The organism is Butyrivibrio sp., from assembly GCF_017433805.1.
Taxonomy (GTDB): Bacteria; Bacillota; Clostridia; order Lachnospirales; family Lachnospiraceae; genus Butyrivibrio.
Map to the genome: position 1 here is coordinate 131062 of NZ_JAFRGN010000007.1, position 14802 is coordinate 145863.

A 14802-nucleotide genomic window follows, 5' to 3' on the forward strand; every position below is an offset into this window, starting at 1 on the left:
AACATACGAATTATCATTTGAACTCGTTAATCGCATCGATCACATACTGTATTTCTCCATCTGTCATGCCATAAAACATTGGTATACTGAGCTCTGTAGCACTGATTTCCTCAGCAATTGGGAAATCGCCCTCTTTAAATCCAAGATCCTTGTAGCAATCCTGAAGATGCATAGGAATTGGATAATGCTTGTTAGTAATGATTCCACGCTCATTAAGGAACTTCTCGAGCTCGTCTCTTCTCTTACAGCGGATTCCAAAGATATGCCATACAGGAACAGCATAATCTGGAACGAATGGCAGAATAACCTCAGGATTAGTAATTCCCTTCAGGTACTTATCTGCAATCTCTCGTCTATTCACATTTACCTTATCAAGGTGAGGAAGCTTGGCTGCAAGGAATGCTGCCTGCATCTCATCAAGTCTTGAGTTGTTACCCTTATAAATGTGATGATATTTATAATCTGAGCCGTAGTTACCAAGGGCTCTGATCTTATCTGCAAGGTCTTTACTATTTGTGACTGTTGCACCAGCATCACCAAGTGCGCCAAGGTTCTTGCCTGGATAGAAACTAAATCCAGCAGCATCGCCAAAAGAGCCGATGACCTTGCCCTTATAGGTAGCGCCATGAGCCTGTGCGCAGTCCTCTACTACAAAGAGTTCATGCTTCTTAGCAATCTCCATGATTGGATCCATATCGCAGGCCTGACCATAGAGGTGAACAGGCATGATCGCTACAGTTTTATCTGTAATCTTTTCCTCAATACGAGTTGGGTCGATATTGAAAGTCTTAATATCAGGTTCAACAAAAACAGGAGTTGCTCCAACGTAAGTAACAGCAAGTGCTGTAGCAATATATGTATTTGAAGGAACGATCACTTCGTCCCCTTCCTTTACTCCAAGTGCCTTAAGAGCCAGCATCAGGGCATCAAGACCATTGCCTACTCCAACGCAGTACTTGGAATCGCAGTACTTAGCAAAAGCCTCCTCAAACTTCTCGTCTTCTTTTCCCTCGATGTACCAGCTATTCTCGTATACTCTTTCAAAAGCCGCGCGAAGATCAGCGTCCAGCTCTTTTTCCAGAGGTTTAAAACTAACAAATGGAACTTTCATTGTATTATTACTCATACTCATATCTTTTCTCTACTCTTGTTTCTACTACAATATTCGTTAATTACTTTTTCTTTTATATATCCATTTCCCCAAGCGCCTTCACAATTGAGTCAACGCTTTGAGGAATTACCATGCTCTTTTCTGACTTAAGTGTCTCTCTGCAGCCACCAGTATCGTAAGTGATAACCGGTGTTCCGCAGCCTTCAGCCTCCATGTTAACTGTGGGGAAGGTATCCTCGTAGGTCGGATTGACGAACACATCTGCTGCCGAGTAGGCTTCCACCATCTCTTTCTGGCTGCTTGTCCTTGGAAGTGCGAGAATTCCTGAATTCTTTTTATCAAGGTCAGCTATCTGTTCGTCGTTAAGACCGATCAGCACAACCTTGTAATCCGCTTCGCCAGCTGTTTTCTTCTCTTCCAGTATCCTTGCCAGTTCAATGAAGTCATCAAAGCCCTTCCTCTCATTCCACATGCTGGCTACCCCAAGGATCATCTTTTTATCCTGGATTCCGTGGTCTTTCTTAAAAGAGGTTTCCACTGGCCTGAATATTTCTGTATCTATAGTGTTGTACTTAACTTCCACAGGGTACTCAGAAAGGTAACTTGTCTTCACCAGGTCTTTTAACCAGTTGGATGGAGTAACCAGTGTCATGTCGGCAACTCCGGTAAAGGCCGCTTTCTTGCGCCTGTAGTTATCTATACTGTTATCTCGGAAAGCTTCCGGATAGGTGGATAGCTGCGGACAATCGTGGCATCCATCCTTCCACTTATCGCACCTTACATAAGCAAAATGTGCGCAGTGTCCTGTAAAAGTCCAGCAGTCGTGAAGTGTCCATCTGACCTGCATCTGAGGCCTCGACTTGATCCAGTCAAAGAGCATCTCGTAGTTGATGTAGTAGCCGTGAATGTTGTGCATCCACAGAACGTCCGGATCGTACTCACTTGCCCACTCCAGGAACTTCTTTGTAGCCTTCCTTGAATAAAGGCCATGCTTACCAGTAAGCCTTGAAAGGATACCATGACAATAGACGTCCATATCGCTTCCGATACGCACGCCAAGTCTAACGTACTCAGGAGCCTTGTTCGCATTCTTCTGGCCGCGAACCTCCCTCATACTTCTGCCATATGCAACCTTAACTTCAAAGCCCTTCTGTTCATATTCGCTGGCGATATCCATTACGATTCGGCCAGTGGAGCCAAAGCCCAGAACAGAATTGATAATCAGTAATCTGCTCATATCTATTTATTTCTCAGCCTGCAAATATTCATTCTTCATCTGACGATGAATCTCGTGAAGCTTCTCATTGGCCTGAGTTCTATCAATAATTGTCTTGACCAGTACGTCAAGTTCGCTGCCGTCAGTGTAGTCCGCAGGTGCAAAATATCTGATTCTGTCTTCCTGCATCATCTTGTAAACCTTAGTCTTGTCGCCTGTCTCAGAATTGTAGACACCGATTGAGTGACCGCCATAGGCATTAACAAGTCTCATGCAAGGTACATCTGTGTCGCTATCACCGATGTAGATCATGTTCCTGAATGGCACGCGCACATCCTCGAGAGGAATGTAGTCATTGACCATAGGATCATTTGGATTAAGCACGCCCTTCTCGATTCTGAAAAGGAACTGTGTCTTATTTGTATAATTGACAACCTGAGCTGGCCATCTGACTTCGCCCCTGTCATCATAGTAAAAGCTGTTGGCATAAATCTGCTCAAACACGCCTTTTTTAGCAATTGAAGTGCCCTCGATCATCTCTTTTAACCCTGAAGAAATGATGTAGTGCTCAACGATAACGCCGTTCTCAGCGCCGTACTGACGGATTCTGTCAAACCACTCCTCAACACCCTTGAACAGCTCAACCTTGGAGCCATAGTCCATAAGCGCCTGACGGTTAAAGACAAATCGGCCCCTTGCCTCGTCCACCATCTTGTACATGTATGCAAGGTTCTGATCCATCTCATTTGCAAAAGCGACGCTGTTAGAATCCTTCCAGAATTCATCAACATCATAACCTACAGATTGAATGTACCCTTGAGCCTGCATATCATTAGGTGAAAGAGTTTTATCAAAATCGTAGCAGATTGCTACAACCGGCTTATCTTCCTTTGTTTTTCTTGTGAACATAATACTCTCCTTTTCTGATTCCCCTTAACTATTATGTTCCCCCTGCTATTCATGCGAAACTACTTGCTTATAATTAAGCCATTTCCGCAATTCAATACCATGCAATCTTCTTACCACAGAAGTTTTCCTTTGTCACTCCACAACCTCGCGGTAGGTCTCAGGCTTCTTGCCGTCGAAAATCTCATTTGCCCACATAACTGTCACGAGATTTTCCGTATCTGAAAGGTTGATGATGTTATGTGTGTATCCAGGAAGCATCTGAACTGCCTGAAGCTTGTCACCCGATACCTCGAAGTTTATAACCGGATACTCTTTTCCCGTATCAGGATCGATTCCAAGCTTCCTCTCCTGAATCAGGGCTCTTCCTGATACAACAATGAAGATTTCCCACTTGGAGTTATGCCAGTGCTGGCCCTTGGTTACGCCTGGTTTTGATACATTTATGCTGATCTGTCCACAGTTAAGTGACTTGTAAATCTCGGTAAAAGAGCCTCTGTCATCCTCATGTGTAGGAATATCAAAGATCATCTTCTCTTTTGGCAGATATGAAAGGTATGTTGAATACAATTTCTTGGCAAAAGAGCCGTCTGGAATCTCAGGTACAATAAGAGTCTTGGGAACTTCTTCAAAGGTATGAAGAAGATTAACTATCTCTCCAAGAGTAGCCCTGTGATAAACCGGAACACAGCAATATCTTTTACCATCGCCGTAATCACTTGTCTCTTCGCTTGCGTTTAATAATAGATCTGTCAGGTAATGCTCTTTGCCCTCAAGAGCATCAAGCATCTCTTCTACAAGATCGTCGATATATACAAGTTCAAGTTCAGTACTCGGGTCATTAACCTGAATAGGAAGGTTATTTGCTATGTTGTTACAAAATGTTGCTACAGCAGAGTTGTAATTAGGTCTGCACCACTTTCCAAAAAGGTTAGGGAAACGGTATACAAGCACCTTCGCCCCTGTCTCTTCACCATATTTGAAAAACAGTTCCTCACCCGCAAGCTTGGATTTGCCATACTCAGAACCGGCAAATCTGCCTGTAAGTGATGCCTGAATAGATGATGAGAGCATAACAGGTGCTGTATTATTGCATTCTTTTAATGTATTTAGAAGTACACTTGAAAAGCCAAAGTTTCCATCCATGTACTCTTTTGGATCCTTGGGTCTGTTCACACCTGCAAGATGAAAAACAAAGTCTGCATTCCTGCAATAGTCCTGTAAAAGATCAGGATCTGTATCTATATCAAATTCGTATATCTCATCAATTGTCAGGTCAGGCCTAGTACGATTCTTGCCATCTCTGATATTTTTGAGGTTTTCTACCAGGTTTCGTCCAACGAATCCCTTAGCACCAGTTACTAAGATTTTCATTCTGAACTCCTTGTATCATTATTATCTTTTCTCGAATCAAATTCTCACGACATCCGCTACTAGTGCGGTTTCCGTAATCAACTTCAAGATATCATCAATTCTTACATTACTCATTCAAATTCAATGTCTATCTGTCATCATATTGAGAAGTCTTTCGAGTTCCACAAAATGCTGCTCTTCCATGAAATTCTCTCTGAAATACTTGCGAGCCTTTTCGCCGCAATCAGAGTACTTTTCTTTATAATCCGCAAAGTCCAGAAGCGCCTGTCCATAAGCCTTGTCATCTCCTGCTGCAACACACTTGCCACACTCTGCCTCTTTTATGATATCCATGGCTGCGCCATTAGCCGCCGCCAGAATTGTCTTACCTGCTGCCATGTAGGTCTGAAGCTTACCTGGAAGTGTATCTCCGATATGAGTTGAACCATCCAGTGTCAGAACACAGGCATCAGCCTTGTTGTAATAAGCTACTGCTTCTTTAAATGGCTTAGGTCCATAGAAGGTAACGATATCCCCTATTCCAAGGTCCCGAGCCAGTTTCCGAATATTATCAAACTCAGAGCCGCCTCCTACCATGTGAAGGTGTACATCATTACGCCCCTTGAACACGGTCATTGCCTTCATCAGACAATCAAGATTCTGAGCCTTACCAATGTTTCCTATGAAAAGAAAGTCTGTATGATTTATTCCGTCATTTCCAACTAAATCATATGCATTATCATTAGATTCAGAACTAGTATTAGTCACATTCTGATTACTAATCTTACTCGTATCAAGCTCCAGCAGCCCCACATCCGCATACTGTGGCAGATAGCTCATCTTGTCCCTGCTAATCCCATTCTTTTCCTCCATGTACTGGAAGAATGGCTTGGAAGAAACTGCGATGTGATCACACTGTCTGTATATTCTCTTGGTCCACCAGTGGATGAGCTTATAAGGAAGTGTTCCTTCCTTGATACTCATAGCTTTGACACACTCAGGCCAAATATCCATACAATACAGGAAAAGAGGCTTTTTGTACCTCTTTTTAAGGGCAATCGCCGGAACTGCCATAGTCACCGGAGATACCTCCCACACATATATAACGTCAAAGTCTGCATCATCTATATCACTTAATGCACTACTTCTAATCCCAGCACTACCAATTCTATCTGTATCTTTCTGATTTTCACCTTTTCCCCATACATCAGTATGTTTCCAGTCCTGGGTTCTGGCTCTCATCCATCCATTTACAACAAATGACAGGTAACTAAGACTTCTCCATATCGGTCCATGGTGCCTTGCTATGGTCTGAACTCGGTAAACGTCAGCGCCCTTGTAGTTCTGGTGCCTGTTCTGCCCATGTCTGTACTCAGGCGGAATCTTAGTAGTGGTGTAATCCGGAAGTCCTGTTAGAACTGTTACCCTATGACCTCGCTTAACCAATTTCTCAACTATATCATTGATTGCATATATATCCGGCCAGAAGCACTCTGTAACCACTAGGATACGCAGCGATCTATTTCCATCATTATTCACTTTATCTATCCCAACTACGCTTGTATCCGTCATCGTCTCTTGCTATATCCACACAGTTAGCCGCAAATTACTCATTTTCCTCTTGCGGCTAATCGAATTTCACTGCTACTCACTCTTTTTTTAGTCGCAATCACCTCTTATCACTACTTGCGGCTAATCGAGTTCCACTGCTACTCACTCTTTCTTTAGCCGCAATCACCTTTTATCACTACTTGCGGCTAATCGAGCTCCACTACTACTCACTCTTTCTTTAGCCGCAATCACCTCTTATCACTACTTGCGGCTAATCGAGTTCCACTGCTACTCACTCTTTCTTTAGCCGCAATCAACTTTTTTCACTTATTGCGGCTAATCGAATTTCACTGCTACTCACTCTTTCTTTAGCCGCAATCAACTTTTTCACTTATTGCGGCTAATCGGGCTCCACTGCTACTCACTCTTTCTTTAGCCGCAATCACCTCTTATCACTGCTTGCGGCTAATCGAGCTCCACTACTACTCGTTTTTCTTTAGCCGCAATCACCTCTTATCACTACTTGCGGCTAATCGAGTTCCACTGCTACTCACTCTTTCTTTAGCCGCAATCAACTTTTTTCACTTATTGCGGCTAATCGAATTCCACTTCGCTTGTCGTCTTTATTTACCCATTGCAGCAAGCTCTTCCTGAACGAAAGTTGTAGAAAGGAGCTTCTTAACTGTGCCCTCAACATCAAGTCTTGTTGTGTTATGGCTTGTGTATGCCTCTTTGGCAGCTGTCTGAACTTCGCCCTGAACATAGAACTTGTCGTAGTTAAGATCTCTAGCGTCAGCTACAACTCTGTAGTAGTCGCCCATATCCTCTGCACGAAGTCTCTCTTCCTTGGTCAGAAGAGTCTCATAGAGCTTCTCGCCGTGTCTTGAACCGATGATCTTGGTCTCAGTCTCGCCAAAGAGCTGCTGAACAGCTGTAGCAAGATCTCCGATTGTAGAAGCGTCAGCCTTCTGAACGAAAAGATCTCCAGGATTGCCGTGTGTAAATGCAAACATAACAAGATCAACAGCCTCATCAAGGTTCATCATGAATCTTGTCATGTTAGGATCTGTGATTGTGATAGGATGTCCGTTCTTGATCTGATTAACGAAGAGCGGAATAACTGATCCTCTTGAGCACATAACATTACCGTATCTTGTACAGTTGAGGATTGTTCCTCTCTCTGCTGCCATTCTTGCGTTAGCATATACGATGTGCTCCATCATAGCCTTGGAGATACCCATTGAGTTTATAGGGTAAGCTGCCTTATCAGTTGAAAGGCAGATAACATGCTTAACTCCATTTTCAACAGCTGCATGGATCAGGTTGTCTGTACCCTCGATATTGGTACGAACAGCTTCCATTGGGAAGAACTCACAGCTTGGAACCTCTTTAAGAGCTGCTGCATGGAATACATAGTCAACGCCTGGCATGCAGTCACGAAGACTCTGAATATTCCTTACGTCTCCGATAAAGAACTTAACCTTGCTGTAGTGCTCAGGATGGAAAGCCTGAAGCTCATGTCTCATGTCATCCTGCTTCTTCTCATCTCTTGAGAAGATTCTGATCTCCTTGAGGTCGCTATCAAGGAAGTGGTCAAGTACGCAGTGACCAAAGCTTCCTGTACCACCTGTTATAAGAAGTGTTTTATCCTTAAATTCGCTCATTTTAATATCTCCCTATTTTCTAATATCATTTCTATCATCGAGTCTTATCACTCATAGTCTCACCTGCTGCCTCGTGCATCTCCATAGCTCTTTCCTCAGAAAATCCTTCTGTGCTCTCTTTCTGAACCAGAATCTTGACTGTCTCAAAGAGAATCTGAAGATCAAGTAGCAGTGAATAATTTGTTATGTAGTACAGATCCATCTTAAGCTTGTTAAGAGGACTGGTATTATACTTACCAAAAACCTGCGCTGGGCCTGTAAGTCCGCCCTTAACCTTGAGTCTGTATTTGAACTCAGGTATTTCCTCGCAGTACTTCTGAACATGTTCAAGTCTCTCGGGCCTTGGGCCAACGATTGACATATCACCCTTTAATATATTGAGGAGCTGTGGAAGCTCATCAATTCTGGTTGCTCTGATAAAGTTACCAACCTTGGTGATCCTGGGGTCTTTCTCTCCCGCCGGATGAGGTCTTCCGTCCTTCTCAGCATCAACTATCATTGACCTGAACTTGAGAATACTGAATTCTCTGCCATTAAGTGTGGCCCTCTCCTGTCTGAAGAACACAGGGCCTCCGTCTTCTAACTTAATAGCAATCGCTGTAACTAGCAGTATCGGACTCGTTACGATTATTCCAATCAGTGAAAAGAAAATGTCGCAAGCTCTTTTTACGAAAGCCTGTCCGAAGGTAAGTCCTGAATTCCTGCACAGATAAAGCGGTGTATCAAAAAGGTTTATCTCCTCAGAATTCTTACCAATTATGTCTGAAATCTTGGGAGTAAAGTAAACTCTCTTATTCCTGTTAAAGCATTCCTTGAGGATGTCGTTCTTGATCTCAGAAGGAATATCGTTGATGAGAACTGCATCGTAGTCCTCCATCTCTTCAAAGATCTTATCAAGGCCTTCACTTATGTTGATGATGTTCTTGATATGGAACTTATCAGGTCTGTCATTCATGAAGTGAAGCTTCTCATAGGAAGCATCCTGATAAATCTCCAGTATCTGGTGAGCCTTAAAAAAGTGCCTGTACAGATCAACAAAAGGTATGACCAAAAGGCACAGCACAACCGACTGTACAAGAGCCAGCAACACGTATCTCCACAGGAAATCCGGAAAGAATCTGAACTGTCCTGTAATCGCACAGGATACCAGCACCTCAACAGCATCAACGCTAAATAGTGTCAGCACCTGACTGGCCAGTAGGTTCGCCTTTCTGTCAACGCCTATCCTGAAGGCCTTAAGCGCCTTACCGATTATGTGATACAAAAGGAAGTAAATGCCAAATGCCATGAGCAAGTTACCCTTACCCATCAAACTTCCGGTCTGGTTGTTGATCTTAACGAATGCAACCCATACCCAGAAGAACATGCAAGTGGCGATAATCGATAAAATAATCATGCACAGCCATCTGTAAACATATTTATTTTTCAAACGATTCTGCCCCATGAACTCCCCCGTTTAGTTCTTTCTCCAAACCATTTTATTAACAACTCCAGTAAAGCTCTGGATTATCTTAACAACCTTATCTGACACGTTCTCGTCAACGTAGTCAGGAACTGGGATTCCAAAGTCGCTATTCTGATTCATCTCAACTGCTGTATCAACGGCCTGAAGAAGGCTCTCCTCTGTGATACCAGCAAGGATAAAGTTGCCCTTATCCATAGCCTCAGGTCTCTCTGTGCTGGTTCTGATGCATACAGCTGGGAATGGGCTTCCAACGCTGAGGAAGAAGCTGCTCTCCTCTGGAAGTGTTCCAGAATCAGAAACCACTGCAAAAGCATTCATCTGAAGGCAGTTGTAATCATGGAATCCAAGTGGCTCATGTCTGATAACTCTCTTATCAAGCTCAAAATCAGAAGCCTCAATTCTCTTACGGCTCCTTGGGTGGCATGAATAGAGGATTGGCATGTCATATTTTTCTGCCATCTTATTAATAGCAGTGAAAAGAGATGTGAAATTCTCTTCTGTATCGATGTTCTCTTCTCTGTGCGCAGAAAGAAGAATATACTTGTGAGGCTCGATTGTTACGCCAGTCTCTTTACTGAGTCTTGCGTGAACATCACTAGCCTTGATCTTATCAAGGTTATCGTGAAGCACTTCAGCCATAGGTGAACCTGTAACAAAAGTTCTCTCCTTAGGAAGTCCGCAGTCTGCAAGATATCTTCTGGCATGCTCTGAATAAGCCATGTTTACGTCAGAGATGATATCAACGATTCTACGGTTAGTCTCCTCTGGAAGGCACTCGTCCTTACAACGATTTCCTGCTTCCATATGGAAAATAGGAATATGAAGTCTCTTAGCTCCAATAACTGAGAGGCAGCTGTTGGTATCACCAAGTACCAGGACTGCATCAGGCTTAATCTCAACCATGAGCTTGTAGCTCTTATCGATGATGTTACCCATTGTTGCACCAAGGTCATCACCAACTGCATCGAGGTAAACTTCTGGATCATCAAGCTCTAAGTCCTTAAAGAATACACCATTTAAGTTGTAATCGTAGTTCTGTCCTGTGTGCGCCAGAACAACATCAAAATATTTCCTGCACTTCTTAATGACCGCAGCAAGCCTAATTATCTCAGGCCTCGTGCCAACAATAATCAATAATTTCAGCTTTCCATTATTCTTAAATCCTACAAAATTAGACATATCGTCTCCCATTTCACTAGTTGCAATACTAACTATATATGTTGCGTCCTCAATTATTTACGATACCAGTTTACAATCTTCTTCACTGCTGCGATTGAAGACTCAACGTCCTCATCTGTAAGCATAGGATATAGAGGAATACTCATGATTCCCTTGTAGATCTTCTCAGCATTAGGGCAAAGACCTCTCTCATAGCCCATGTTCTGATAGAATGGGAACCAGTAAACAGGCACATAGTGAACCTGGCACTGAACATTCTCAGCACTCATAGCCTGGAAGAACTCAGCTCTTGTGCAGTTTAACTTATCAAGGTCAAGCTGGATAATGTACAGATGTCTTGTTGTGTCAGACTCTGGAATCTCCTTCTGTACAATGATCTCAGGCACATCAGCAAATGCCTCATTATATTTATTAACGATCTCTTTTCTTCTATTAGAGAACTGCTCAAGCTTGTGAAGCTGGCTTGTTAAAAGAGCTGCCTGGAAATCTGTCATACGATAGTTAAATCCAAGTGTCTGCATCTCGTAGTACCAGATTCCCTCTGGGTTCTTCTCAACAAAATCCTCAGGATTACGAACAATACCGTGCTGGCTTGCAAGACGAAGCTTCTTGTAAAGCTCAGGATCGTTAGTTGTGATGGCACCGCCCTCACCTGCTGTAATAGTCTTAACAGGGTGGAAGCTAAAGCAGGTCATATCAGCGATAGAGCCTTCTGGCTGTCCCTTATATTTAGTTCCAATAGCGTGAGCAGCATCGCATACATAAGTAAGATTGTGCTTCTGACAAATCTCACGGATTCTATCATGCTCAACAGCCTGACCTGTGAAATCAACTGCTACAACAGCCTTGGTCTTGTCTGTAATATGAGCCTCGATACTGTCTGGATCAATGTTATAAGTCTCAGGATTAACATCAGCAAAAACTGGTCTTGCACCAACGTAAATAGCACAGTTAGCAGAAGCTGCAAAGGTAAGTGGTGTTGTGATAACCTCATCTCCAGGGCCAACTCCAGCTGCGATCATTGCACAGTGAAGAGCTGCTGTTCCGTTACATACAACAACTGCATATTTAGCGCCTGTAACCTCAGCAAGCTTTTTCTCAACTGCAGCTACTCTTGGGCCGCAGGTAATAAGATCTCCTGTAAGAGCACCAGCTACCGCCTGCACATCGTCTTCGCCGATCCATTGACGACCGTAATCAATTCTCTTTTCTCTAACTGGCTTACCGCCATGTATCGCAAGTTTTTCTTTTTCCATGATGTTTCCTTCTTTCTATTCGTAAGTACAATTACTTATTTCTCACCCGTATAAAGCTGAAGTGTCTGCTCCACAACCTTGTCCCAGTTGTACTTGTTGCAGACATAGTCAGAAGCCTCTGCCCTATATGCCTGTACAGTATCGTAATTAGCCAGTAGACTGTGCATCTTGGCCTTGAGGTCCTGAACATCTCCCTTGTGGAAGGTGAGGGCCTTATCTCCGATAAAGTCCATACACTCTGGTATGTCTGAAACGAGGCAGCACTGTCCGTAGCTCATAGCCTCCAAAAGAGTAAGTGGCATTCCCTCGAGATCTGACGGAAGCACGTACATGTAGCAGTTACTCAGAAGCTCTGACAAAACTCTTCCCTGAACAAATCCAGTGAATACGATTCTGTCATCAGAAGCAGCCAGGTCCTTCATTCTCTCTTCAAATTCCTGAGAGTCGCTGCTGCCCCCGGCTATAATCAGCTTCTTGTTGGTGTTAAGCTCTTTGAATGCCTTGATCAGGTATTCCAGTCCCTTCTCAGGAACAAGTCTTCCAAGGAAAAGAATATATCCATCCTTATCGATTCCATATTTTTCCTTGATCATCTCAGGCTGCAGAATTACAGGCCTGTTAACACCATTAGGAATAAGTACTGTATCCCTTCCATAGGTCTCTTTAAAATACTGCTGAGCACTCTCACTAAGGACGATGATCTCATCAGCGAGCTGAACTGCACGCATCTCGCCCTTCATGATGTAACGCTTTGCAAAATATCCCCATTTCTGGCGTTTATGGTCGAGACCATGAATGGTTGCAATACATCTTTTACCAAAGAGTTTGGGAATCCACATGGTAGCACAAGGTCCCTCTGCGTGGAAATGAACCACATCGTATCTGCCAAAGGCCGCAAAAAGCGCGCCAAAGAAAGAGGATGTAGCTGCCGCGAAACCTTTTATGTTAATAGTAGGAACATTCTTAAGGCGAACACCTTTGTAGATATTCCCCACGTACGCGTCGTACTCTTCTCCCGCAACATGATGACCGCTTCTGTTAAGACAAGTTACCTTATGTCCCATGCTGGCCATCCTGACAGATAATTCCTCCACAACGACTTCTACGCCGCCCTCCCTGGAAGGAACTCTCTTGTGCCCCAACATTGCTATATTCAGTTTTCTATCTGTGCCAGTTGTGTTCTGTTTACTCACAAACTTAAGCTCCAATGCGTAATAATTATAGTAACGCTAATTTTACATAATTCGACATATTATTATACCATGCTCGTCAACACATAGAAAAGACGAGTGGAAAACATCAGTAATCCACTCGTCTCTTTAGTCGTTATTTCAATGTTTGTGTCCCCACGCCGCATATCAAAGATCGAAGCTGCCTGTGACATCATTGTTAACAACGTAGTAAGCCTTGCACTCCTCTGGCTTAACATAGATATCAAGGTTTTTAACGTCCTTTTTACCGTATGCTTTCTTAGCCATGGAAACAAGCTGCTCTTCGTTTATTGCCTTGTCACCGAACTGAAGCTCGATCTTGGCGTTAACCTTTGCTGCCATCTCATTTCCTCCTCATGTAAAAAAATGTATTGAATACATTATAACTCTTTTTCGTTAAATGTGTGAATATTTATTTATATGTTTGCCAAAATCAGACAAATTCCCGCAAGCCCCAGCATAACAATGGATAAAATTCTCATCCACTTATTAGTCTCAGGCTCCTCAACCTCTTTATCTTTCCTAAGCTGCGCATATGTGAAAAGAACTACAGCACCTATGAAAATTATTTCCGCATAAATTAAAAGAATTGTTTTCATACGCCCTCTCTTAACGATTTTTCATGTATAATTATATCATGAAAATCGAATTCTCTCTTTTTAATCTGAAAAATCGTTATAGATATAGTCTTAAGCAATTGGTAGAATTTGAAAACACCCAAGACGTAAAGGATCAGAAAAGCAGAACTGCTCATATCCTTCTGACTGGTTTCATTATCTACTGTATTATTGCTACTTTCCTGACTTCCGACAGCTATGATCACGGTAAAGTCACCAATATCAGTGTCGCCCTTTTTCTTTTCCATATGGGACTGCTGTTGTGGAGAGCGCATCGTCACACCATGCTGAGTATCCTTGCATCCTTCGGGGTTTGTACAATACTCTTTTTCCATTTCATCATGGAGGTTGACTGGACCATCGGAATGGACGCCTACTGGCTCTTTATCCTGATCCTGCCATTTATCACCAACTACATCGCCGGAGTCGTGTATGGATCCATCAGCGCATTGAGTGGACTTCTTCTTAGCATCGTTCTGTTTGATACACCTCTTATTGGGTATCTACAGCCCTACGGTCAGAACATGGTAGACTGGTTTCCTATAATCTATGTGGTTGTTATGATCGCCGCAGCCATTATGGAATACGAGCTTACTTCCTATCAGATTGAGAAAAAGATATCCGATGAAAAGATCGCCTATTATCAGGCGGAGCGCACCAAGCGTCTTAGAGAGCAGCTCTCCATTTATGAGAGTAATGAGCTGACCATCAGAAAATATAAGCACGACATCAGGCACTTTAACAGAGTACTATCAAGCTTTATCGATGATGGCGAATACGAAAAGGCCTCCAATTACCTGCGGGAGTTTGATTCAATGCTTGAACAGGTTACCACTGTTTCTTTCTGTGATAACAAGGTTGTGAATGAACTTTTGACTATTTATGCAGCAAGATGTCAGAAGCTTGGTTTTAAGCTCCGTGCCAAGGCAGCTGTCCCTGAGCGCTTTGCCATGGAAGAAGTCGAGCTTACCAGTCTCCTTGCCAATGCCCTTGAAAATGCTCTTGAATCTCAGGACAAGGCTCCCAAGGAAAAGAGATTTATATCCGTTGATATTAACTACGACGGCCGTAAGCTAAGACTCCAGACCAAGAACTACTGTCCTGAGAAGATCACCTTTAACGACGAGGGAATGCCAATCAGCACCAAGATTGTTCAGAGTGGTATCGGAACTCAGCAGATCCGTGCAATTGCCCAGAAGTACAGCGGAATTGCAAGCTTCAAGTTAGAAGGGGATGTATTTGTAGTAAAGGCCGTTATGACCTGTCTGTGAGA

The 14802-nt window shown here is 43.1% G+C and carries 14 protein-coding genes; 1 reads left to right on the forward strand and 13 read right to left on the reverse strand.

The window, feature by feature from the left end:
• Window positions 1–13: 13 nt before the first annotated feature.
• The 13 genes from IJI01_RS01140 to IJI01_RS01200 form a co-directional block, all read right to left on the reverse strand.
• Window positions 14–1126, reverse strand: a complete 1113-nt coding sequence (locus tag IJI01_RS01140) for a DegT/DnrJ/EryC1/StrS family aminotransferase (RefSeq protein ID WP_330622975.1) — start codon at window positions 1124–1126, stop codon at window positions 14–16.
• A 58-nt stretch (window positions 1127–1184) separates the two neighbouring features.
• Window positions 1185–2348 (reverse strand): glycosyltransferase, encoded by a 1164-nt coding sequence (locus IJI01_RS01145; RefSeq protein ID WP_292184570.1) that lies wholly within the window; start codon window positions 2346–2348, stop codon window positions 1185–1187.
• Between the two features lie 6 nt (window positions 2349–2354).
• Window positions 2355–3236, reverse strand: coding sequence for an HAD family hydrolase (locus IJI01_RS01150; RefSeq protein ID WP_292184572.1), 882 nt, complete (start codon window positions 3234–3236; stop codon window positions 2355–2357).
• Window positions 3237–3368: 132 nt separating this feature from the next.
• Window positions 3369–4607 (reverse strand): polysaccharide biosynthesis C-terminal domain-containing protein, encoded by a 1239-nt coding sequence (locus tag IJI01_RS01155; RefSeq protein WP_292184574.1) that lies wholly within the window; start codon window positions 4605–4607, stop codon window positions 3369–3371.
• 120 nt (window positions 4608–4727) lie between these two features.
• Window positions 4728–6158 (reverse strand): glycosyltransferase family 4 protein, encoded by a 1431-nt coding sequence (locus IJI01_RS01160; protein WP_292184576.1) that lies wholly within the window; start codon window positions 6156–6158, stop codon window positions 4728–4730.
• A 602-nt stretch (window positions 6159–6760) separates the two neighbouring features.
• The gene (locus IJI01_RS01165) at window positions 6761–7801 is read right to left on the reverse strand and encodes a polysaccharide biosynthesis protein (RefSeq protein WP_292184579.1); all 1041 of its coding nucleotides are present in this window, start codon (window positions 7799–7801) and stop codon (window positions 6761–6763) included.
• Window positions 7802–7835: 34 nt separating this feature from the next.
• Entirely contained in the window at window positions 7836–9230 is a 1395-nt protein-coding gene (locus IJI01_RS01170) for a sugar transferase (RefSeq protein WP_292184583.1), read from the reverse strand.
• A 27-nt stretch (window positions 9231–9257) separates the two neighbouring features.
• Complete coding sequence (wecB, locus tag IJI01_RS01175) at window positions 9258–10445, reverse strand: non-hydrolyzing UDP-N-acetylglucosamine 2-epimerase (protein ID WP_292184586.1); 1188 nt, start codon at window positions 10443–10445, stop codon at window positions 9258–9260.
• Window positions 10446–10498: 53 nt separating this feature from the next.
• Entirely contained in the window at window positions 10499–11701 is a 1203-nt protein-coding gene (gene pseC / locus IJI01_RS01180; protein ID WP_292184589.1) for a UDP-4-amino-4,6-dideoxy-N-acetyl-beta-L-altrosamine transaminase, read from the reverse strand.
• A 35-nt stretch (window positions 11702–11736) separates the two neighbouring features.
• A complete protein-coding gene (locus tag IJI01_RS01185) occupies window positions 11737–12894 on the reverse strand; it encodes a glycosyltransferase family 4 protein (protein WP_330622978.1) in 1158 nt (385 codons plus the stop codon).
• 165 nt (window positions 12895–13059) lie between these two features.
• Window positions 13060–13254 (reverse strand): DUF6465 family protein, encoded by a 195-nt coding sequence (locus IJI01_RS01190; protein WP_292184592.1) that lies wholly within the window; start codon window positions 13252–13254, stop codon window positions 13060–13062.
• A 74-nt stretch (window positions 13255–13328) separates the two neighbouring features.
• Window positions 13329–13511 carry a hypothetical protein gene (locus IJI01_RS01195; protein WP_292184595.1) on the reverse strand — a complete coding sequence of 61 codons (183 nt, stop codon included), beginning with the start codon at window positions 13509–13511 and terminating at the stop codon, window positions 13329–13331.
• Window positions 13508–13777, reverse strand: coding sequence for a hypothetical protein (locus IJI01_RS01200; RefSeq protein ID WP_292184598.1), 270 nt, complete (start codon window positions 13775–13777; stop codon window positions 13508–13510). Before IJI01_RS01200 ends, IJI01_RS01195 begins: the two co-directional genes overlap by 4 nt.
• Before the next feature lie 12 nt (window positions 13778–13789).
• Between IJI01_RS01200 and IJI01_RS01205 the strand changes: the two genes are divergently transcribed.
• Window positions 13790–14800, forward strand: a complete 1011-nt coding sequence (locus IJI01_RS01205) for a sensor histidine kinase (RefSeq protein ID WP_292184600.1) — start codon at window positions 13790–13792, stop codon at window positions 14798–14800.
• Window positions 14801–14802: the final 2 nt, after the last annotated feature.